Annotated in this window: 18 protein-coding genes; 5 read left to right on the top strand and 13 right to left on the bottom strand. The window is 72.4% G+C overall.

Going from position 1 to position 20,205, the window contains the following annotated elements; all coding sequences use genetic code 11:
* Nucleotides 1-16 precede the first annotated feature (16 nt).
* From ABZE72_RS04285 to ABZE72_RS04260, 6 genes are all read right to left on the bottom strand, one after another.
* On the bottom strand, nucleotides 17-1,324 hold the full coding sequence (locus ABZE72_RS04285; RefSeq protein WP_372727781.1) for a class I SAM-dependent methyltransferase: 1,308 nt from the start codon (nucleotides 1,322-1,324) through the stop codon (nucleotides 17-19).
* Entirely contained in the window at nucleotides 1,321-3,333 is a 2,013-nt protein-coding gene (locus ABZE72_RS04280) for an FAD-dependent oxidoreductase (RefSeq protein WP_372727780.1), read from the bottom strand. Before ABZE72_RS04280 ends, ABZE72_RS04285 begins: the two co-directional genes overlap by 4 nt.
* Nucleotides 3,333-4,181 carry an anti-sigma factor domain-containing protein gene (locus ABZE72_RS04275; protein ID WP_372727779.1) on the bottom strand — a complete coding sequence of 283 codons (849 nt, stop codon included), beginning with the start codon at nucleotides 4,179-4,181 and terminating at the stop codon, nucleotides 3,333-3,335. The genes ABZE72_RS04280 and ABZE72_RS04275 overlap by 1 nt, the downstream gene beginning before the upstream one ends.
* A complete protein-coding gene (gene sigK / locus ABZE72_RS04270; protein WP_372727778.1) occupies nucleotides 4,178-4,786 on the bottom strand; it encodes an ECF RNA polymerase sigma factor SigK in 609 nt (202 codons plus the stop codon). Before sigK ends, ABZE72_RS04275 begins: the two co-directional genes overlap by 4 nt.
* Nucleotides 4,787-4,816: 30 nt before the next feature.
* A complete protein-coding gene (locus tag ABZE72_RS04265; RefSeq protein WP_372727777.1) occupies nucleotides 4,817-5,437 on the bottom strand; it encodes a fasciclin domain-containing protein in 621 nt (206 codons plus the stop codon).
* Nucleotides 5,438-6,097: 660 nt separating this feature from the next.
* Nucleotides 6,098-7,744, bottom strand: a complete 1,647-nt coding sequence (locus ABZE72_RS04260) for a molybdopterin-dependent oxidoreductase (protein ID WP_372727776.1) — start codon at nucleotides 7,742-7,744, stop codon at nucleotides 6,098-6,100.
* Between the two features lie 76 nt (nucleotides 7,745-7,820).
* On the opposite strand from ABZE72_RS04260, the gene ABZE72_RS04255 reads away from it, so the two are divergent.
* The 5 genes from ABZE72_RS04255 to ABZE72_RS04235 all read left to right on the top strand — a co-directional run bounded on the left by ABZE72_RS04255 (nucleotide 7,821) and on the right by ABZE72_RS04235 (nucleotide 14,788).
* Nucleotides 7,821-8,573, top strand: coding sequence for an enoyl-CoA hydratase-related protein (locus ABZE72_RS04255; RefSeq protein ID WP_372727775.1), 753 nt, complete (start codon nucleotides 7,821-7,823; stop codon nucleotides 8,571-8,573).
* 140 nt (nucleotides 8,574-8,713) lie between these two features.
* Nucleotides 8,714-10,897 (top strand): UvrD-helicase domain-containing protein, encoded by a 2,184-nt coding sequence (locus tag ABZE72_RS04250; protein ID WP_372727774.1) that lies wholly within the window; start codon nucleotides 8,714-8,716, stop codon nucleotides 10,895-10,897.
* A 28-nt stretch (nucleotides 10,898-10,925) separates the two neighbouring features.
* Entirely contained in the window at nucleotides 10,926-12,854 is a 1,929-nt protein-coding gene (locus tag ABZE72_RS04245) for an anthranilate synthase family protein (protein WP_372727773.1), read from the top strand.
* Nucleotides 12,855-12,953: 99 nt separating this feature from the next.
* Nucleotides 12,954-13,535, top strand: a complete 582-nt coding sequence (locus ABZE72_RS04240; protein ID WP_372727772.1) for an aminodeoxychorismate/anthranilate synthase component II — start codon at nucleotides 12,954-12,956, stop codon at nucleotides 13,533-13,535.
* Nucleotides 13,532-14,788, top strand: a complete 1,257-nt coding sequence (locus ABZE72_RS04235) for an anthranilate synthase component I family protein (RefSeq protein WP_372727771.1) — start codon at nucleotides 13,532-13,534, stop codon at nucleotides 14,786-14,788. The genes ABZE72_RS04240 and ABZE72_RS04235 overlap by 4 nt, the downstream gene beginning before the upstream one ends.
* A 31-nt stretch (nucleotides 14,789-14,819) precedes the next feature.
* On the opposite strand, the gene ABZE72_RS04230 is transcribed toward ABZE72_RS04235, so the two are convergent.
* The 7 genes from ABZE72_RS04230 to ABZE72_RS04200 form a co-directional block, all read right to left on the bottom strand.
* Complete coding sequence (locus tag ABZE72_RS04230) at nucleotides 14,820-15,383, bottom strand: hypothetical protein (protein ID WP_372727770.1); 564 nt, start codon at nucleotides 15,381-15,383, stop codon at nucleotides 14,820-14,822.
* Nucleotides 15,380-16,897: a sensor histidine kinase gene (locus ABZE72_RS04225; RefSeq protein ID WP_372727769.1), complete on the bottom strand. Its 1,518-nt coding sequence runs from the start codon at nucleotides 16,895-16,897 to the stop codon at nucleotides 15,380-15,382. Before ABZE72_RS04225 ends, ABZE72_RS04230 begins: the two co-directional genes overlap by 4 nt.
* Nucleotides 16,894-17,607, bottom strand: coding sequence for a response regulator transcription factor (locus tag ABZE72_RS04220; RefSeq protein ID WP_372727768.1), 714 nt, complete (start codon nucleotides 17,605-17,607; stop codon nucleotides 16,894-16,896). The genes ABZE72_RS04225 and ABZE72_RS04220 overlap by 4 nt, the downstream gene beginning before the upstream one ends.
* A 48-nt stretch (nucleotides 17,608-17,655) precedes the next feature.
* On the bottom strand, nucleotides 17,656-18,513 hold the full coding sequence (locus ABZE72_RS04215; protein ID WP_372727767.1) for a fructosamine kinase family protein: 858 nt from the start codon (nucleotides 18,511-18,513) through the stop codon (nucleotides 17,656-17,658).
* Nucleotides 18,510-19,058: a low molecular weight protein-tyrosine-phosphatase gene (locus ABZE72_RS04210; protein ID WP_372727766.1), complete on the bottom strand. Its 549-nt coding sequence runs from the start codon at nucleotides 19,056-19,058 to the stop codon at nucleotides 18,510-18,512. Before ABZE72_RS04210 ends, ABZE72_RS04215 begins: the two co-directional genes overlap by 4 nt.
* Nucleotides 19,058-19,447 carry a phage holin family protein gene (locus tag ABZE72_RS04205; protein ID WP_372727765.1) on the bottom strand — a complete coding sequence of 130 codons (390 nt, stop codon included), beginning with the start codon at nucleotides 19,445-19,447 and terminating at the stop codon, nucleotides 19,058-19,060. Before ABZE72_RS04205 ends, ABZE72_RS04210 begins: the two co-directional genes overlap by 1 nt.
* A 39-nt stretch (nucleotides 19,448-19,486) precedes the next feature.
* A partial coding sequence (locus ABZE72_RS04200) for a GntR family transcriptional regulator (RefSeq protein ID WP_372727764.1) occupies nucleotides 19,487-20,205 on the bottom strand: 719 nt, incomplete at its 5' end.

Genomic DNA, 20,205 nt, shown 5'->3' with positions numbered 1-20,205 from the left:
GGTGCGCGACGCCTGCTCAGCGCGCGTCGGCGCGAGTGAAGGTGAGCTGCTGGACGTCGAGGTAGCCCGAGGAGAACCCACCCCGGGAGTACTCGAGGTAGAAGTGCCACATCCGCAGGAACGTCTCGTCGAAGCCGAGCCCGAGGACCTCCTCGGAGGCGGCCAGGAAGCGCTGGTCCCACTGGTGCAGGGTCTCGGCGTAGTGCTGGCCGAAGGAGAGGCGCTCGGTCAGGCGCAGGCTGGTGTGCGCGCGGGTGACCTCCTCGATCGCCCGCACCGACGGCAGGAAGCCGCCGGGGAAGATGTACTTGTGGATCCACGTGTAGGTGTTCCGCGTGGCGAGCATCCGGTCGTGGGGCATCGTGATCGCCTGGATGGCGACCGTGCCGCCGGGCGCGAGCACCCGGTCGATGGTCCGGAAGTAGATCGGCCAGAACTCCAGCCCGACCGCCTCGATCATCTCGACCGAGAGCACGGCGTCGTACTGCTCGCCGCTGCGGGCACCGGTCGAGACCGCCCGGTAGTCGCACAGATCCACGTCGACCCGGTCGCTGAAGCCGGCCTCGGCGATGCGCGCCCGGGCCAGGGCCTGCTGCTCACGGGAGAGGGTGACCGAGCGGACGGTCGCCCCGCGGCGAGCGGCCCGGATCGCGAGCTCGCCCCAGCCGGTCCCGATCTCGAGGACCCGGGTCCCCTGACCCACCCCGGCCTCGTCGAGCAGCCGCTCGATCTTGCGGGCCTGGGCCTCGGCGAGGTCGCCGCCGGGCACCGGGACGGTGGCCTGGTGGTGGTTCCCGCGGTCGAGGACGGCGGTGTCGAAGAGCGCCGAGGAGTAACTCAGCGTCGGGTCGAGGAAGAGGTGGAAGAGGTCGTTCGAGAGGTCGTAGTGGTGCGCGATGTTGTCGCGGGTGTTGTCCTCGGTGTTGCGGTCGGTCCGCGGAGGGCGCCGTACGACGGCGGCGCGCAGGCGCTGGAGCCGCTGCGGGACGAGGTCCTGGATCTCGGCCGCGAGCACGCCGAGGAAGGCGCCGAGGTCCTCGGCCTCCCAGGCGCCGGTCAGGTAGGACTCCCCGAAGCCGATCAGCTGGTCGCGACCGAGCCGGGCGAAGAACTCCTCGGGCCGGCGCACGGTCATCCGCGGTCCGCCCCGGCCGACGGTGCGCGGGCGGGGCCCGTCGATCGTGACGGTGACGTCGAGGCGCTTGACGGCGCTCAGGAAGAGTCGCTTGGCGACGGTGGCCGAGACGACGGTGCGGGGGCTGGTGGGGACGCCGGCGAGTCCGGGCCAGCTGTCGAGGGCGGGACGCGCGGGAGCGAGGGTCATGACACACCTTCCTGGCGATGCTTCGGCCGGGGACGGATCGGGAGTCGGCGCAGCCACAGCCAGATGCCGTGGGCGCGGATGAGCAGTGCTCCGCGCAGGGCGGCCGGTGCGGCCCGCCAGGCGCGGTCGGGGGTTCGGGTGCCGGACAGCGAGGCGCTGAAGACGGCGCCGTCGTCGCTGTGCAGGGTGACGGCGATCTCGACCCGGTCCCCGGGGACGGGTACCGCGAGCTCGTAGTGGCCGTCGGTGCCGTGGAAGGGCGAGACGTACATCTGCTTCTCGGTGGTGGCCCGGCCCTGTTCGTCGGGGTGGACGAGGTAGGCGTGCCGGTCGCCGTAGGTGTTGTGGACCTCGACCACCGTCGCGGCCGGGCGGCCGTCGGCGTCGAAGCACCAGAAGACGCTGATCGGGTTGAAGCAGTAGCCGAACGCGCGAGCGTTCGCGGCCATCAGGATCCGGCCGCCGTCCAGCTCCACGCCGTGCAGCGACAGGAAGGCCTCGACGTTGCCGCGGATCGAGCGGTGTTCCTCGCCGAGGTGGTCGCGTGCCTCGAAGCTGCCCAGGATGCCGTGGTGCGGCAGATGGTCGAGGTCGACCAGCCACAGGTGGGCGTCATGGGTGAAGGTGCGCCGCATCGGCGTACGCCGGACGTGGCGGATCGTCGTCCGGAAGAGCCCGGGCTCGGGCACGGTCGTCGAAGGCGTCGAAGGCGTCGAAGGTGTCGAAGGTGTCGCGGGCCACTCCAGGCCCAGGTGCTCCGCGGCGACCAGGCCCGAGCGTGCACCGTCCTCGTGGAAGCCCCACCCGTGATAGGCGCCGGCGAAGGCGATCCGTTCGGTGTTGAGCTCCGGGAGCCGCCGCTGGGCGGCCACCGAGGCGGGGGTGTAGAGCGGGTGCTCGTACTCCATCCGGTCGATGACCAGCGCGGGGTCGACGAGGTGCTCGCCGCCGAGGGTGACCAGGTAGCGCGTCTCGGTGTCGAGTCGCTGCAGCCGGGTGAGGTCGTAGGTGACGATCACGTGGCCCAGGTCCTCGGGGGGGCGCCGGAAGTTCCACGAGGAACGTGCCTTCTCGGCCACCGGCAGCACCGAGGTGTCGGTGTGCAGCAGGGCGGTGTTCGAGGAGTAGGGCATCGCGCCCAGCACCTCGCGCTGCTGCACGGTGGCCTCGGCGAGCATGCCGAGCGCGTGGTGCGGGTGGGTCGCGATCACGACGGCGTCGAAGCCGGAGACCGCGCCGTTGCCGTCGGTGACCTCGACCCCGGTGGCCGTCTCGAGCACCGAGGTCACCTTGGTGCCGGTGCGGACGTCGTCCAGGCCGGCGGCCAGGCGGGCGACGTACTCCCGTGAGCCGCCGGTGACGGTGCGCCACGGCGGTGAGCCGAAGATGCTGAGCATCCCGTGGTGGGAGAGGAACGCGAAGAGGTAGCGCGCCGGGTAGTCCAGGGAGGTCTCCGGGTCGCATGACCAGACGGCCGCGACCACCGGCTCCATGAAGTGCCGCACGAAGTACGGCGTGAAGCCGCCCTCGCGCAGGAAGTCACGCAGGGTGACGTCGACGTCCTGGCCGGCCGCCGGGTCGGCGGCCAGCACCGCTCGGGCGCGGGCATGGAAGCGGGGGATCTCGGTGAGCATCCGCAGGTAGCGCGGCCTGGCGAGGTTGCGCGGCGTCGGGAAGAGCCCGGAGGCGCCCATCGCCCCGGCCCACTCCAGGCCGGTGACGTCGTCGCGCACCGACATGGTCATGTCGGACTCCTGGGTCTCCACCCCGAGTTCGGCGAACAGGCGGAGCAGGGTGGGGTAGGTCCGACGGTTGTGCACGATGAAGCCGGTGTCGATGGCCAGCGGTCCGTTCGGGGCGTCGACGACGTGGGTGTCGGCGTGACCGCCGAGCCGGTCGTCGGCCTCGAACAGGGTGACCCGGGCCGATCGGGAGGCCACGTGGGCAGCAGTGAGACCGGCGACGCCCGATCCGATGACCGCGACGCGCCTGGTGTGCGAGGAGCTCATCAGGCGTTCTCGAAACTGAACAGGACGACCGGTTCGGAGGTCGGCACCCGGGACCCGCCGGCAGGCTCCACGGTGATGCCGGCGCCGACGGCGTTGGCCACGTTGCCCTCGATCACGACCTGGGCGTCCTTGGCGGTCATCAGCCCGGCGGGCACCATGCCCTCCTCGGCGTCCTGCAGCCACATCTCGTAGACGGTGCCCTCGGGCAGCGGCGGCAGGTCCTTGGTCGTCACGACCATCTTGTTCAGCGACTTGGAGACCACCACGGTCGCCTCGCCGCCGACCTCGAGCTGGTGGCTGACCGTGATCGCGTCCGGTGCGGCGAGGACGCGATCGGCGGCACTGAGCACCTGCTCGTTGGAGGAGCCGTCGAAGGGGTTCCAGACCGTGCTGCCGACACCGATCGTGGCGACCACGGCCGCGGCGGCCACCAGGCCGCGCAACCAGCGCCGTTCGGTCCGGGAGGCGGAGCGAGTGTGGGAGCGGGAGTGGGCGATGACGGTGCCGGGCTGGTGGGTGGTGTCGGTCTCGTCGGCATGGCCGTCGTCCGAGCCCTCGGCCGTGCCGTCGTCCGTGCCGTCAGCCGCCGTGGGCGACTGGGCGGGCAGTTGGGCCGGCAGGGGCGGCAGGGGGCGAACGGTCTTGATGTCGCCGAGGATGCGGCTGCGCAGGTCGGCGGAGGGCTCGGTCCGGGCGACCTCGCCCAGCAGGGCGGTCGCTTCCCGGAGGCTGGTGACCTCGGCCTGGCACTCGCTGCACTCGGTGAGGTGCCGCTCGAACTGGGCCCGCTCGATGTCGTCGAGCGCGTCGACGGCGTAAGCGCCGCTCAGTGCGTGGATCTCGTTCATGCGCCTACTCCCATCGCGTCTCGTAGTCTGATCAGCCCGTCCCGAATCCGGGTCTTGGCCGTGCCGACCGGTAGATCGAGCATGCTGGCCACCTCGGTGTGTGTGTATCCCCCGAAGTAGGCCAGCTCGAGTGCTTCTCGCTGGACCGACGTCAGGGTGTCCAGGGCTGTTCGCACCCGGCGGGCTTCGAACGAGGCCTGGACGGCCTCTGCGGTGGTGTCGTGCTCCACCGGCTGGTTCTTCGAGTGGTACGTCGTGTCGCGCCGGGTCGAGGCCTCTGCGGACCTGACCCGGTCCACCGCCTTGCGGTGCACCAGCGTGAACATCCAGGCCAGGGCGCTGCCCTTGGCCGGGTCGTACCGGGCGGAGGTCCTCCAGATCTCCAGGAAGGCTTCCTGGCAGACCTCCTCTGTCTGTGCCGGATCCCGGACCACGCGCAGGGCGAGGCCGAAGATGCGGGAGGAGGTGGCGTCGTACAACCGCGCGAACGCGGCCTCGTCACCTCGACCGGAGGCCCTCAGCAGTTCGCCGAGGTCGGGCGCCTCCGGCGCCCCCGCTGAGCGGGGGACGCCGGAGGAGTCGTTCCGGATGGGATCCACAGACATGATCCTCGCCTATTCGACCTGAGAGGTCGATCAGGAAGGCATCAGGACGGTGTCGATGACGTACACGGTCGCGTTGGCGGTGGGGATGTTGCCGCACAGGACCTCGGCGTTGTCGCCGGCGACGGTGAAGCTCTCGCCGGAGCCCTCGACGGTGAGGGTGTCGCCGTTCAGGGTCTCGTGCTCGCCGGCCAGCTCGTCGGGGGACAGCTGTCCACCGATGACGTGGTGGGTCAGGATCGCCGTGAGGGTCTCCTTGTCGGCCAGGACCGAGTTGAGGGTCTTGGTCGGGATCTTGGCGAACGCGTCGTCGGTGGGCGCGAAGACCGTGAGGGCCTCGGCCGAGTTCAGGGTGTCGACGAGACCGGCCTCGGTCACCGCGGCGACCAGGGTGGTGAGCAGCGGGTTGGCGCTCGCGGCGGAGGCGACCGGGGCGGTGGCCATGCCGTTGAACGAGCCCTCACCGGAGGTGGGGATGGCCGAGCAGCCCGGGCCGAAGGTCTCGGCGCCGGCGTCGGCGGCGGCCTTCGAGGACTCGCTCTGGTCCGAGGAGGCAGCCTCGTTGGAGTCCGAGCCACACGCGGCCAGGCCGAAGGAGAGGGCGATGGCGGCGGTGGCGATGCCGGTGGTCTTGGTGAACGACTGGAGCTTCATGGTGGAACCTTCCGGGTTGTTGTTGCTTACACCTGTCGTTCGGTGCCGCGGGGTGGGCGGATTGGGGATGGGGGAGATTTCTCGATCTTTTTCTTGGTGGGGGTGCTGGGGTGCTGGGATCCCCGGATCTCCGGGGATTCCTGCGCTTCCGGGGGGTTGCAACGCCGGGGAAGCGCTAGAAGAGCTGGGTAAGCAGCCGGCTCTGGCCCGTCGAACAGGATCGCGTCGTACGAGGGGCAGTCGGTCGGCCGCCCGGTTCGTCGTCCAGACCCACCAGGCGTGCGGCGTATCTCCGGCCGCACCTGCTCGACGGCTGTGCGAGCTTCCAGCTGCAGGGATCCCCGGATCTCCGGGGATCCCTGCGCTTCCACGGCATTGCAACACCCAGGAAGCGCGAGATCAGCTGGGTGAGCCGGCCGACAGAGCGCTGCTGACCCACCCCGGTCGATCCCCGCGTCGCCACAGCCCGGCTGCCAGTCGCGGCCCGCCGTTCGAGCTGCCCACACGTCTAACGCGGCCCTCTGGTCGCTGAGTGCACCCTCCGCAGCATGTTCAGCGTCCATAACCCCGCGTTACAGGGGATCGGCGGGTCGCTTTCAACGCACGAAAACGCCCCCCGGACCGCCGCTGGGAGGCGGGCCGGGGGGCGTGCTCGAGGGGTCACACGACCGTGACGACCACTTCCTGGATGCCGCTCGAACCGTTCGGGAACGGCGTCGCGCGGGCTGCGGTCTGCACCTCGCCCTCACCGTTCACCGCGCGCACCGCGAGATTGTGCTGACCCGGCTCGGCCGTCCACGGCAGGTACCACTGGCGCCAGTAGTCCTCCCCGGCCGTCGGCCCGAGCCGCGCGTCCTGCCAGCCGCCGCCGTCCACGCGGACCTGCACCTTCGCGATCCCGCCCTGGTGCTGCGCCCACGCCACACCGCCGATCGTGGTGCGCCCGGCCTCGACCCGTGCCAGCGGCTTCGGCGTGTCGATCCGGCTGGAGATCTTGATCGGGGTGCGGGTGTCCCAGTCGCGCTCGGTCCAGTACGAGTCCGTCTCCGCGTACGTCGTCAGCGTGATCCGGCTGATCCACTTGGTCGCGCTGATGAACCCGTACAACCCGGGGATCACCATCCGGGCAGGGAAGCCGTGCTCGATCGGCAGGGACTTGCCGTTCATCCCGATCGCGATCATCGCGTCCCGGCCGTCGGTGGCCAGGTCGTACGGCGTGCCGATCGTCATCCCGTCCACGTCCGTGCTCAGGATCTGGTCGGACTTCGTGTTCTCGATCCCGGCCATCTCCAGCAGGTCCATCAGCCGTACGCCGAGCCAGCGCGCCGACCCGACGTACTTGCCGCCGATGTCGTTGGAGACACACGTCAGCGTGATGTCCCGCTCGATCAGCTCCATCCCCATCAGGTCGTCGAACGTGAACGTGACCTCCTGGTCGACGTCGCCGTCGATGGTCAGGGTCCAGCTGTTCACGTCGACGATCGGCAGGGTCAGTCGGGTGTCCACCCGGTAGAAGTTGTCCCGCGACGTCTGGAACGGGCTGATCCCGGGGACCCTGCTCTCCAGACCGGTCGGCAGCGGCGGAATCGGCCGCGCCGCCGACGGCAGCGCGATGTCGACCAGTCGGGTGCGGTACGACGAGATCCAGTGGCCGGCTCCGCCCATGGCGGCGGCGGCCGCGGCGAGGACGCCGCTGCCGATCAGCAGCCCACGGCGGCTGGCGCTCACCCCGGCGCTTGCCCCGGACGTCCCCCCGGACGTCCCCGCCGACGTCGAGTCGCTCACGTCGTCCCCGGCAACCGAGTCTCCGGCACCCGAGTCTCCGGCAACCGAGGCAGCGGCAACCGAGACAGCGGCGGCCCGCGTGTGCGCGCCGAGCTGCGGACGGGCCAGCCGGTCGAGCCACCACAGCGAGGCGACGCCGGCGACGGCGGCCGCCAGGCTCGGCAGCAGGTCGACGATCCCGGCGCCGGAGCGGGTCAACGCGGTGTAGGCGGCGATCGCGACCAGGAAGACCAGCAGCCCGGCGCCCACCGCGACGCGGCGCCGGGCCAGCAGCCCGCCGATCGCCGCGAAGACCAGGACGCCGAGGAAGACCGAGCCGATCAGGATCGCCTTGTCGGCGTCCCCGAACTGCCGGATCGCCCACTCCTTCATCGCGGTGGGCGTCAGCGTGATCACCTTCGACCCCACCGCGAGGACGGGGGAGGCCGCCGGGGTGGTCAGGGCCGCGACGAGATGGCCCAGGGCCACGCCGACGAGCGTGGACAGAATGCCGAACGTCGCGTAGATCAGTCGGTTCCTCATGAGGGTGCTTCGGAGCGATGGCCGATCCGGATGGTCCGCGGACCGATTCGTCTCACCGTGCGGCAGGATGACGGCCATGGCTGACGCAGAACTCGTCCACTACGCCGTCGACGGCGCCGTCGCGACCATCACGCTCGACTCCCAGCACAACCGCAACGCGCTCTCCCGCCAGCTCGTCACCGAGCTCTTCGCGGGCCTGGAGGCCGCCGAGGCCGACCCGTCCGTCCGGGTGGCGCTGATCCGGGCCGAGGGCAAGGTCTTCTGCTCCGGCGCCGACCTGTCCGAGGCCTCCGCCGACGGGATGGAGGAGGGCGCCCGCCGGATCGTCGAGCTGCAGCGCCTGATCGCCACCATGGGTACGCCGGTCGTGACTCGCCTGCACGGCGCCGTCCGGGCCGGCGGGATCGGAATCGTGGCCGCCTCCGACATCGCGATCGCCGCCGAGGACGCCACCTTCGCGCTGACCGAGGTCAAGCTCGGCCTGGCCGCCGCGATCATCTCGCTGACCGTGCACCACCGGATGAACCCGCGTGCCGCCGCGCTGACCACCCTGGGCGGCGAGGTGTTCACCGGCGCCGAGGCGGCGTCGTACGGGCTGGTCACGAAGGCGGTGCCCGCCGACTCCCTCGACGACGAGGTGGCCCGGGTCTGCGCCTCGCTGGCCACCGGCGCCGAGCAGGGCCTGCGCGAGTCGAAGAAGATCCTCAACCGCGACCTGGTCGAGCGGATCGACGCGCACGGTTCCGAGCTGGCCGTGCTCAGTGCCCAGCTCTTCGCCTCCGACGCCGCGCGCGAGGCGATGGCGGCCTTCCTGAACCGCACGAAGTAGCGCCGCGTCCCCCGACCCGGACCAGCACGGGAGGGCTCGCCGCCGAAGACGGTGCACCGCTCCTCGGGAGGTAGGCTCTTCTACTCGCCGCTGCCTCCCGCAGCGGCGGCGCGCGCCAGTTCAGTCTGAGGGGAACGTCGTTGTCAGAAGAGCTCGTCGAGCACGAGGTCGCGCAGGAGCAGGCCTTCGTCGACAAGGTCTACGTCCAGCTCGCCCAGTCGGCCCAGGCCGCCCAGCAGCTCGCCCGTGAGGGACACGATCGCGGCAAGCTGGGCCACGAGGGCGGGCTCGTCGAGCGCGACGCCATGGTCTTCCAGGCCGCCAAGCGGATCGCCCAGCTCGACGCGGCCCACGAGGGCCTCGTCTTCGGCCGGCTCGACCTGCGGCCCGAACTGGACCCCGCGCCCCGCTACGTCGGCCGGATCGGCCTGCGCGACGAGGAGCGCGACTCGCTGCTGATCGACTGGCGGGCCCCCGCGGCCGCCGTCTTCTACCAGGCCACGGCCGCGGAGCCGCACAACGTCGTACGGCGCCGCGTCCTGCGCTGCACCGGCCCGAAGGTGATCGGGGTCGAGGACGAGCTGCTCGACGCCGATGCCGAGACCGACCTGCCGATCGTCGGCGAGGGCGCGCTGATGGCGCAGCTCTCCCGGGCCCGCGACCGCTCCATGCACTCGATCGTCGCCACCATCCAGGCCGAGCAGGACAAGGCGATCCGGGCCCCCGGCAAGGGGGTCGTCTCGATCTCCGGCGGTCCCGGCACCGGCAAGACCGTGGTCGCGCTGCACCGCGCCGCCTTCCTGCTCTACACCGACCGGCGCCGCTACGAGCGCGGCGGCGTGCTCGTGGTCGGCCCGAGCGGCGTCTTCATGCGTTACATCGAGCGGGTGCTGCCTTCGCTGGGCGAGACCGCGGTCGCGCTGCGGTCGCTGGGCGAGGTCGTCGACGGGGTCAAGGCCGGCCGGCACGACGAGCCCGCGGTCGCCGACGTCAAGGGCTCGGCCCGGATGGCCGAGGTCGTCCGGCGTACCGCCCGGCAGCAGGCGCCGGGCAGCCCCGGCGAGTTCCGGATCTTCTGGCGCGACGACACGATCGTGCTGGACCGCGCGGTGCTCGGCCGGCTGCGTCGCCAGCTGATGTCCCAGGGCCTGCGCAACCGCCAGCTCACTCGCGTCGCCAACACCCTGCTCGACGCCATGTGGCGCCAGGTCCGCGGTGAGCGGGGTCGTGAGCGGGGCCGGGAGGCCTTCAACGAGGAGATGCTCTCCGAGCGTCGCTTCGTCGACTTCGCGGCCGCCTGGTGGCCGCCCCTGGAGGCCCGGGAGGTGCTGGGCTGGATGCGTGAGCCCGAGTTCCTCTCCCGGGTGGCCGACGGCCTGCTCACCCACGACGAGCAGTCCCTGCTGCTGAAGTCCTGGAGCGGTGACGACTCGCTCTCGGTCGAGGACGTTCCGCTGCTCGACGAGATCCGCTACGCGCTCGGCGACGTGCCGGCCAGGACCGAGGACGAGCGCGACCTCGACGACACGCTCTCCCTGGCCGAGGGCGGCGTCGACATGCAGGAGCTCTTCACCGCGGCGGACCGCGAGTACGCCCCCACCGGCCGGGCCTGGGCCCCGCCCACGCACCGGATCGAGGACGACCCCTTCGCGCACGTGCTGATCGACGAGGCGCAGGACCTCACGCCGATGCAGTGGCGGATGGTCGGTCGTCGTGGCCGCACCGCCTCCTGGACCATCGTCGGGGACCCGGCGCAGTCCTCCTGGCCGGTACCCGAGGAGTCCGCCGCCGCCCGGGCCGAGGCGCTCGAGGGCAAGCCGGTCCACGAGTTCCACCTCTCCACCAACTACCGCAACTCCTCCGAGATCTACGCCCACGCCGCGGCGTACGCCGAGCGGGTCGGCCTCGACGCCGACCTGCCGACCGCCGTGCGCTCCACCGGGGTCGAGCCGGTCGTCCGGGAGGGTGTTGCCGACCTCGAGGCCGCGACCCGCGCGGCCGTCGCCGAGATCGCCGGCGAGGTGGGCGGCACGATCGGCATCGTGGTGCCCGTGGCCCGGCGCTCGGAGGCGAACGCCTGGCTGGCGTCCTGGCCGGAGTTCGCCGACGACGCCGGCGGTGCCCGGGCGGCCGTGGACTCCTCGGTCACCCCGTCCGGAGAGGACCGGATCGTGGTGCTGACCGGTCTGGACACCAAGGGGCTGGAGTTCGACGGGATCGTCGTCGTGCGGCCCGAGGAGATCGAGTCGGAGTCCGTCACCGGCCGGGCGACGCTGTACGTCGTCCTGACCCGGGCCACCCAGCTGCTGACCATCCTGAGCTGAGCCGTCCGGCGGGCCGTAGGGTTTCGCCATGTCCTCCGCGCCCGTGCCCGCCCGAGCTGCCCTCGACGCGCTGCGCGAGCGCGAGGCGTGGGCGGTCATCCGGCGCTCCACCCGGGCCGGTGACCGGGACACGGTCGGCCTGATCGGCGGCCGTCGCAGCGAGGTGGACTCGCTGCTCGACGTCCCCCTCGAGGACGGCGTGCCGGTCGACGGCCACATCGCGGACCGGTTGCTGGCGGTCCCGTTCCGGCAGGTCGGCGAGCGCGGCTTCGAGGCCCACGACGACGGCACGCCCCTCGTGGTGGTGGACATCGAGTCCGAGCTGGAGTTCTCCGTCGACGAGATCATCGCCGCGATCGACGACACCGGGATCGAGTTCGCCGACCGCGGCGGTTTCGAGACCGACGACGCGACGTACGGCGAGCTGGTCGACGCGATCATCCGCGACGAGATCGGCCAGGGCGAGGCGGCCAACCTGGTCGTCGGGCGGCACTACCGCGCCCAGGTCGCCGACTGGGGCCCGGACAAGGCCCTGACCGTGCTCAAGCGCCTGCTCGAGCGGGAGCGTGGCGCGTACTGGACCTACGTGGTCTTCACCGGCGACCGCTACCTGATCGGCGCCAGCCCCGAGCGGCACGTGTCGATCCACGGCGGCGACGTCCGGATGAACCCGATCAGCGGCACCTTCCGGATCCCCGCCCTGGGCGACACCAAGGCCCAGCTGATGGACTTCCTGCACGACGAGAAGGAGATCTACGAGCTCTTCATGGTCGTCGACGAAGAGCTCAAGATGATGTGCGACATCTGCAACGAGGGCGGCCAGGTGCTCGGCCCGTTCCTCAAGCCGATGAGCCGCCTGGTGCACACCGAGTACCTGCTCGCCGGCCGGACCAGTCGTGACCCGCGCGAGGTGCTGCGCGACACGATGTACGCCGCCACCGTCACCGGCTCGCCGGTGGAGAACGCCTGCCGGCTGATCAAGAAGTACGAGAAGACCGGGCGCGGCTACTACGGCGCCGCACTCGCGATCCTGGGCCGCGACGCCCGGGGCGGCCCGGTCGTGGACAGCCCGATCGTGATCCGCACCGCCGACGTGGGCCTCGACGGCTCCCTCACGGTGACGGCCGGCGCGACCCTGGTGCGCGACTCGGACGCGGCGTACGAGGTGGCCGAGACGCACGCGAAGGCGGGCGGCATCCTCAGCGCGTTCGGCCTGGTCGACCCGGCGCCGGTGCCCAGCACCAACGTCGCCGAGCTGGTGACCGACGAGGACGTGCTGCTCGCCCTCAACGCGCGCAACCGCCGGCTGAGCCGCTTCTGGCTGACCGACCAGGCCGGTGCCCCGCCGGACCCGCGGCTGGCCGGCCGCAGCGCGGTCATCCTCGACGGCGAGGACGACTTCGTGAACATGCTGCGCCACGTGCTGCGGGTGCTCGGCATGACCAGCACCGTGGTCCGCCACGAGGACTACGTCGAGGGCGCCCTGGACGGTTTCGACCTGGTGATCGTCGGGCCCGGTCCGGGCGATCCCCGGGAGGGCGACCACCCGAAGATGGCGACCCTGCGGGCCGCCGTGGCGGCGCTGATGGCGGCCGAGCAGCCCTTCCTCGCGGTCTGCCTGGGCCACCAGGCGCTCTGCCACCACCTCGGACTCGAGCTGGCCTACAAGGACATCGTCTTCCAGGGCACGCAGTCCCCAGTGGCGATCGAGGGCCGCACCGAGCGGGTCGGCTTCTACAACACGTTCGTGGCCCGGGCAGCCGGCGAGCTCCCCGAGGGCGTCGAGGTCGAGGCCGACCCGGAGACCGGCGACGTCCACCTGGTCCGCGGCCCGCACTTCGCCGGCATCCAGTTCCATGCCGAGTCGATCCTGACCGAGCGTGGCTACGACCTGTTGCACGACCTCGTCTCCGATCTCTTGCTCAAAGACCTGTCCGAGCCCGGACCTGAGGCGTAGTGTTCTGTTTCGCGGTCGTGGGCCCGGTGGCGTCTGCCCCCCAGCTCCTCCGGGCCCACCCGCACCTCTTCCCGGCACTCCGGATCCGAGGCTGAGTCGGTGGCCGCCCCCGACGTCGTCGTCGTGGACCACCACGACTCCTACACCTGGAACCTCGTCCACCTCGTCGCGTCCGTGACCGGCCGGCTGCCGCGCGTGGTCCAGCACGACGAGGTCGATGCCGACGACGTGCTGCGGCACTCGCACGTGCTGCTCTCGCCCGGCCCGGGTCGTCCCGACCGGGCGACCGACTTCGCGGTCGGCGGCGAGGTGCTGCGGCGGGCCGCCCGGCCGGTGCTGGGCGTCTGCCTGGGGATGCAGGGCCTGGTCACGGCGTACGGCGGGACGGTGGCGCGGATCGCGCCCGCCCACGGCGAGGTCGCCGAGATCGCGCACGACGCGGCCGGCGTCCTGCGCGGGCTGCCCCAGGGCTTCCGAGCGGTCCGCTACCACTCGCTGGCCGCGGTGGAGTTGCCGCCCTGCCTGGTCGCGACGGCCCACTGTCGCGGCTCCGACGGAACGCCGGTGGTGATGGGCGTGCGGCACGAGTCGCTGCCGCTGGAGGGCGTCCAGTTCCACCCCGAGTCGATCCTCTCCGAGCACGGGGCTCGCCTGGTCGGCAACTTCCTGGAGCTCTCGTGAGCGGCCCGGAGGCCCACTTCCGGGAGGTGGCGGCCGCCCACCGGCGCTGCTTCTGGCTCGACGGCGGCGGCGCCCGGGACTGGTCGGGTCGACGGTCGCTGATCGGCTGGTTGGACGACGACGACGTCTCGCTCACCTACTCCGCCGCCACCGGCCAGGTGGTCCGGCACGCCGGCGGCCGGGCCGAGGTGGTCGGCGACGACATCTTCGCGGTGCTGGCCACCGAGCTCGCCCGGGGTGCGGTCGAGGACCAGTGGTTCGGCTACCTGGGCTACGGGTGCCGCAGCGACCTGCCCGCGGCTCGCCCGTCGGTCGGTGCCCAGCCAGATGCGGTGTGGATGCGACCGCGCCACGTCCGGCTCTTCGACCACGAACCGGTCTCCGCCGGCGCGGCAGCGGTCGGCTCCGGGCGCGCCGCCGCCGACCCGGGCGGGCCGCCGCCGTCGTACGCCGCCGGCTTCGCACGGGTGCAGGAGGAGCTGCACGCCGGCAACTCCTACGAGGTCAACCTGACCCACCGCCTCGAGACCCGCAGCGCGCTCCCGCCGGCCGAGGCGTACCTGCGGCTGCGGGCGCTCAACCCCGCGCCGTACGCCGGGTTCCTGCAGCACGACGTGCCCGGCCATCGCGCCTGGCTGCTCAGCTCCTCACCGGAGCGCTACGCCACGATCGGGGCCGACCGGACCCTGGAGACGAAGCCGATCAAGGGCACCACGCCGCGCGGGAGCACCCCGGCGAAGGACGAACGGCTGCGCGACCGGCTGGCGGCGGAGCCGAAGTTCCGCAGCGAGAACCTGATGATCGTCGACCTGCTCCGCAACGACCTGTCCATGGTCTGCGAGCCGGGCACGGTCGAGGTGCCGGCGCTGATGGAGGTCGAGTCCTACGCCACGGTCCACCAGCTCGTCTCGACCGTGCGCGGCCGGCTGCGCGACGACGTGTCGTCCGTCGAGGCGTTGCGCGCGCTCTTCCCGGCGGGATCGATGACCGGGGCGCCGAAGCTGCGCACCATGGAGATCATCGAGGCGGTGGAGACCACGCCGCGTGGGGTCTACGCGGGCGCGTTCGGGTGGTTGGCCGCCGACGGGCGCGCGGACCTCGGGGTGGTGATCCGCTCGTTGACGACGGTCGGCGACGGCCGCTACCGGCTCGGCACCGGCGGCGGGATCACGGTCCACTCCGACCTCGCCGAGGAGTACGCCGAGTCGCGGTGGAAGGCCGAGCGGCTGCTGCGGGTCTTCGACGCCGACTGAGGCGCCCGGAGCACCGGTCGCAGCGGTCGGGTCAGGACGGCCCGCCGGCCCGGGCCAGCCGGGTCAGCACGGTCGTGGTTGCCCGGGCCATCCGGTCCGCGTCGTACGGCGCGAGCTGGATCGCGTTGACGGTCTCGATCACGTCGCCGACCTGTACGAAGCCGGTGACCAGGACAGCCTCGTCGCCGGCGTTGACGACCAGGCGGGCGGCGTCGGCACGGGGCAGGTCGAGCTCGCTGACCTGTCCGTCGAGGTCGCCCATCGCGTCGAACGCCTCCTCGAGCGAGCCGTCCCAGACCAGGTAGGTGACGTTGAGGGTCGGCCCACCCTCGACGACCGGCAGGAAGGCGCAGCGGGCCAGCGCGTCGCTGCCGGTCTCCTTGCGGACGTCGCTCTCCAGGGCCCGGCTCACCTCCTCGGCGCTCAGCCCGTCGCACGGGTTGAAGGCCGCAGCGTCGCCGGACGGCGTCGGGTCGGCCGCGGGGGGCACGCGCGCGGCGGGGTCGGCCTCGGAGGAGCAGCCCGCGAGCAGCCCGGTCAGCAGCAGGCAGACCAGGCCTGCCGTCAGCGACGCGGCGCGCCGGGGGGCCGTCATCGCGCGACCCGGTCGGGGTTCGGCGTGGTCGCCCCGGTGGTGGACCCGGTGGTGGACTCGGGTGCCTGCCCGCGCGCAGGCCCCCCGGCGTGCTCGGCCGGGTGCTCGGGCGTGCCCGGCAGGCGCAGCGTCAGCCGCGCCCCGCCGTACGGCGAGGTGTCGGCGGTGACCGTGCCCGCGTGCCGACCGGCGACCTGGTGGACGATCGCCAGCCCCAGCCCGGAGCCGGGCATGGCCCGGGACTCCTCGGAGCGGTAGAAGCGCTCGAAGACGTGCGGCAGGTCCTCGGCGGCGATCCCCGGACCCTCGTCGTCCACGACCACCTCGCCGGCCGCGAGCCGGACGGTCACCCGGCCCTCGGGCGGGCTCCACTTGGCGGCGTTGTCGAGCAGGTTGGTGATCGCCCGCTCCAGGGCGGTCGGCTCGCCGAGCACCCACCACGGCTCGGTCGCCACGTCGAAGGTGATCCCGGGGGCTCGGCGCCGCACCCGGATGACGGCGCGGTCGACGACCTCGGAGAGGTCGGTCGTCTCCACGACGTGCGTCATCGGCTCGTCGCGGGCCAGCTCGACCAGGTCGCCGATCAGGGTGGTCAGCTCCTCGATCTGGGCCCGGACGTCGGCGAGCAGCTCGGTGCGGGCGGTGTCGGAGAGCCCGGCACCCCGGTCGGTGCCGTTCTGGGCGGCGTCGACCTGGCTGAGCAGGTCCAGGTTCGTGCGCAGCGAGGTCAGCGGTGTGCGGAGCTCGTGGCCGGCGTCGGCGACCAGCTGGCGCTGGCGGCTGCGGGAGGCGTCCAGCGAGGTCAGCATCTGGTTGAACGCGCCGGCCAGCCGGGCGATCTCGTCGTCCCCCTCGACCGGCAGTGGGTTGAGCTCCTCGGTGCGGGCGATCTCCTCGACGGCCGTCGTCAGCTTGCGCACCGGGCGCAGGCCGTTGCGGGCCACCCCCCAGCCGGCCATCCCGGCCGCGATCACGCCGGCCAGGCCGAAGACCAGCATCACCGCACCGAGTCGAGCCAGCACCCGCTCCTGCGAGCCGAGCGACTGGGCGAGCACCAGCGCCTGTCCGTCGGTGGTGGGCACCGTGGCGACCCGGTAGTTGATGCTGCCGGCCGAGATGGTGCGGATCGAGTGCGGCGACTCGCCGTTGGCCACCGCGACCTCCGGCGCGCCCAGGGAGAGCAGCGGTCCGGTGTCGAAGGTGCGGGCCCGCCGGTCGGACCAGATGTAGATGATCCGGACGTCGGCGGCGCCCAACGCCCAGGAGGGCAGCTCGTAGTCCGAGGTGATCTGCGAGAGCGCCGGGAAGCGGGCGGCCTTCTGGGCGCGGTCCAGCAGCGACTCGTCGAGGGTGGAGGTCATCTGCATCCGCACCGTCCAGAAGGCGCCGACCGCGACGAAGGCGACGGCCAGGCCCACCGCGATCGTGGTCAGCAGCGTCACCCGGCTGGCCAGGGAACGACGGGCCCGCCACTGCGCGAAGGCGCCCGGGGTGAGGGCCGCGGGCGTCCTCATGACTCCTTCAGCACGTAGCCGACGCCGCGCACCGTGTGCAGCAACCGGGGCTCGCCCTCGGCCTCGGTCTTGCGGCGCAGGTAGCCGACGTACACCTCGAGCGAGTTGGCGGTGGTCGGGAAGTCGTAGCCCCACACCTCCTCGAGGATGAAGGCCCGGTCGAGGACGCGCCTCGGGCGGCGCAGGAACATCTCCAGCAGGCTGAACTCGGTCCGGGTCAGCTCGATCGCCCGGCTGCCCCGGCGGACCTCGCGGGTGGCCAGGTCCATCGAGAGGTCGGCGAAGCTCAGCGTCTCGTCGCTCTGCTCGTGCGGCACCACCCGCCGCAGCAGGGCGCGCAGCCGGGCCAGCAGCTCCTGCAGGGCGAACGGCTTGGTCAGGTAGTCGTCGGCGCCGGCGTCCAGGCCCTCGACCCGGTCGCCCACCGCGTCCCGGGCGGTCAGCACCAGGATCGGCAGGTCGTGCCCGGCGGCGCGCAGTGCACGCGTCGTCTCCAGGCCGTCGAGCCGGGGCATCATCACGTCCATGATCACCACGTCGGGCGCGGCGGAGGAGATCCCGGCAAGGGCCTCGGCGCCGTCGGCCGCGAGCGTGACGGCGTACCCGTTGAACTCCAGCGACCGGCGCAGCGAGTCCCGCACGGCGCGGTCGTCGTCGACGACCAGCACCCGGGGACGGGCCGCGGAGGCGCCGGAGGGTTCAGTGGTCACGGACCTACTCTGCCAGCCGACCCTGAGCCGGTCCTGAGAGCTGGCGGCTCAGGTGTGCTTGGTGGCCAGCGTGGCAGCCCGGGCGCCGTAGCCGCCCCCGAAGAGGCTGGCGTGCACCAGCAACGGGAAGAGCTGGTGCAGCGTGACGCGGTCCTGCCAGCCCTCGGCCAGTGGCGCGACCTCGTCGTAGGCGTCGAGCACCCGCGGCAGGTGCGGCAGCCCGAAGAGGGCGAGCATCGCCAGGTCGGTCTCGCGGTGTCCGCCGTGGGCGGCCGGGTCGATCACCCAGACCTGACCGTCCAGGCCCCACAGCACGTTGCCGTTCCACAGGTCGCCGTGCAGTCGGGCCGGGGGCTCCTCGGGCACCAGGTCGCCCAGGCGCGGGATGACGGCCTCGATCGCGGCGGCCTGGGCGGCGTCCACGGCGCCCCGGTCCCGAGCGAGCTTGAGGTACGGCAGCACCCGGCGTACGGCGTAGAACTCCGCCCAGGTCTCGGTGGGCCGGTTGGGCAGCGGCAGCTTGCCGATGTAGCCGTCCTCGACCAGCCCGTACGACGGGGCGCCGGCCCCGTGGGTGACCGCCAGCGAGCGACCGAAGGCCGCCGCGGCATCGGCGGTGTTCTTGCCGGGCTCGACCCAGCGCAGGATCAGGCACTCGTGGTCGTGGGCGAGCAGTTCGGGCACCGCGACCCCGCCGGCCTCGGCGAGCCAGCGCAGCCCCCGGGCCTCGGCCTCGAAGAAGTCGGCGGGCGCGTGCGGATGGGTCTTCATCAGCGCGGTGGTGCCGTCGCTGAGCCGCAGTCGGGTGGCCGTGGAGATGTCGCCGCCGGCCACCGGCGCGGTCGCGACCACGGACGAGCCGAGGAGCTCCTCGGCCCGGCGGGCGACCAGGGGTTGTCGGGTCACGGTGCGGAGGTCCCGCGGGTGAGCAGGTCGGTGAGGCGCAGCACGAGCTGGTGGACCGTGCGGTCGACCATGGCGAGCACCTCCTCGAAGCCGGCGTCCCCACCGTAGTACGGGTCGGGCACCTCGCCACCGGGTTCGACCGGATCGAAGTCGCGGAACAGCCGGACCCGGCCGTCCGCGCCGGGATCGCCGCCGGCGCGAGCTCGGGTGGTCGAGACCACGTCGGCCAGGTTGGACGCGTCCATCACGAGCACCAGGTCCAGGTGGGCCAGGTCGGCGGGGTCGAACTGGCGGGCGCGGTGCTGCTCGGCGTCGTACCCGGCCGCGGTCAGGGTGGCCGCCGAGCGCGGATCCATCGCCTTGCCGACGTGCCAGCCGGCCGTGCCGGAGCTGCGCACCGCGACCCGGTCGTCGAGGCCGGCGGCGCCGACGGCGGCGCTCAGCACCACGTCGGCCATCGGCGAGCGACAGATGTTGCCCAGACAGACGAGCTCGATCCGGTAGCCGTCGCCGCGGGGCGCGGGGAGGTCCGGCAGGTCGGGCACTAGTCGTCCGAGCCGATGACGCTGTCGACCAGCCAGGTGACCACCGTGATCACGATCGAGCCGATCACCGCGGTCCAGAAGCCGTCCACCCGGAACCCGATGTCGAGCTGCTCGGCGAGGACACCGGTCAGCATCAGCATCGCGGCGTTGATCACCAGCAGGAACAGGCCGAGGGTCAGGATGATGAAGGGGAACGAGAACAGCTTGAGGACCGGCTTCACCACCGCCGTGACCAGGCCGAGGATCAGGGCGACCGCCAGCAGCGGGAGCCACTTGTGCTCCAGCTCCGCGGTGCCCTCGCGGGGACCGGTGAAGCGGATCCCGTCGATGAGCCAGGCGGCGACCGCAAGGGCGATGGCGTTGGTGACCAGCCAGGTGACGAAGCGCATGGATCGATCGTAGGCCCCGACGGGTGGCCGCCGAGGCGCTCAGACCGTCCGGAGGCTGAGGCGTTCGAGGATCGCGACCTCGGCGTCGGCGAGGTGCCGGTCGAGCTCGGCGACGGTGGCCGCCACGTCACCGCTCTCCAGCAGCTGGACCAGGCGCGTGTGCGAGCCGGCCTGCTCCGGGGCGTCACGGCTGGCCCGGTCCACCTGGGCCAACGCGAGGCGCAGTTCGGCGTACAGGCTCTCCGCCATCGTGACCAGGCGCGGGGAGCCGGCCAGCCCGACCAGCGAGAGGTGGAAGGCGAGGTGACGCTCGTTGAGGACCTGGTACGACGCGTCCTGGGCCACGGCCCGCGTGTAGTCGTCCAGCGCGGACCGGACGGCCAGCCGCGCCTGGGTGGACGCGGTGGGCCAGGCGTGCACACCGGCCATCTCCAGCACCACGCGGGCCCGGCAGACGTCGTGGATCGAGGTGGGGTCCGGCCGGGCGACCGAGACGCCCCGGTTCGGCTCGCGGGTGGCCAGGCCCTCGGCGGCCAGGGTGGCCAGGGCCTCGCGCACGGTGGGGCGGGAGACGCCGAGGGACTCGGCCAGGGCGACCTCGCGCAACGGCGTCCCCGACTCCAGCTCGCCGTCGAAGATGGCGCGGCGGAGCTCCTCCACGACGCGGTCGACGGTCGAGGAATGGGCGAGGTGGAGCGAGCCGAACGGCTCGGTCATGACCGATCTCCTCATCACGTCGTCGGGCGCCACGCCGCGGT

The organism is Nocardioides sp., from assembly GCF_041600255.1.
Lineage (GTDB): Bacteria > Actinomycetota > Actinomycetes > Propionibacteriales > Nocardioidaceae > Nocardioides.
Note: the sequence above shows the minus strand (reverse complement) of the source record. Positions and strands in the feature narration are given on the sequence as shown.

Coding starts and splice junctions, on each gene's coding strand:
- ABZE72_RS04205 (WP_372727765.1), bottom strand. CDS start 19,447: ATGCGCTTCGTCACCTGGCTGGTCACCAACGCCATCGCCCTTGCGGTC.
- ABZE72_RS04225 (WP_372727769.1), bottom strand. CDS start 16,897: ATGAGGACGCCCGCGGCCCTCACCCCGGGCGCCTTCGCGCAGTGGCGG.
- ABZE72_RS04255 (WP_372727775.1), top strand. CDS start 7,821: ATGGCTGACGCAGAACTCGTCCACTACGCCGTCGACGGCGCCGTCGCG.
- ABZE72_RS04265 (WP_372727777.1), bottom strand. CDS start 5,437: ATGAAGCTCCAGTCGTTCACCAAGACCACCGGCATCGCCACCGCCGCC.
- ABZE72_RS04245 (WP_372727773.1), top strand. CDS start 10,926: ATGTCCTCCGCGCCCGTGCCCGCCCGAGCTGCCCTCGACGCGCTGCGC.
- ABZE72_RS04230 (WP_372727770.1), bottom strand. CDS start 15,383: ATGACGGCCCCCCGGCGCGCCGCGTCGCTGACGGCAGGCCTGGTCTGC.
- ABZE72_RS04260 (WP_372727776.1), bottom strand. CDS start 7,744: ATGAGGAACCGACTGATCTACGCGACGTTCGGCATTCTGTCCACGCTC.
- ABZE72_RS04275 (WP_372727779.1), bottom strand. CDS start 4,181: ATGAACGAGATCCACGCACTGAGCGGCGCTTACGCCGTCGACGCGCTC.
- ABZE72_RS04285 (WP_372727781.1), bottom strand. CDS start 1,324: ATGACCCTCGCTCCCGCGCGTCCCGCCCTCGACAGCTGGCCCGGACTC.
- sigK (WP_372727778.1), bottom strand. CDS start 4,786: ATGTCTGTGGATCCCATCCGGAACGACTCCTCCGGCGTCCCCCGCTCA.
- ABZE72_RS04280 (WP_372727780.1), bottom strand. CDS start 3,333: ATGAGCTCCTCGCACACCAGGCGCGTCGCGGTCATCGGATCGGGCGTC.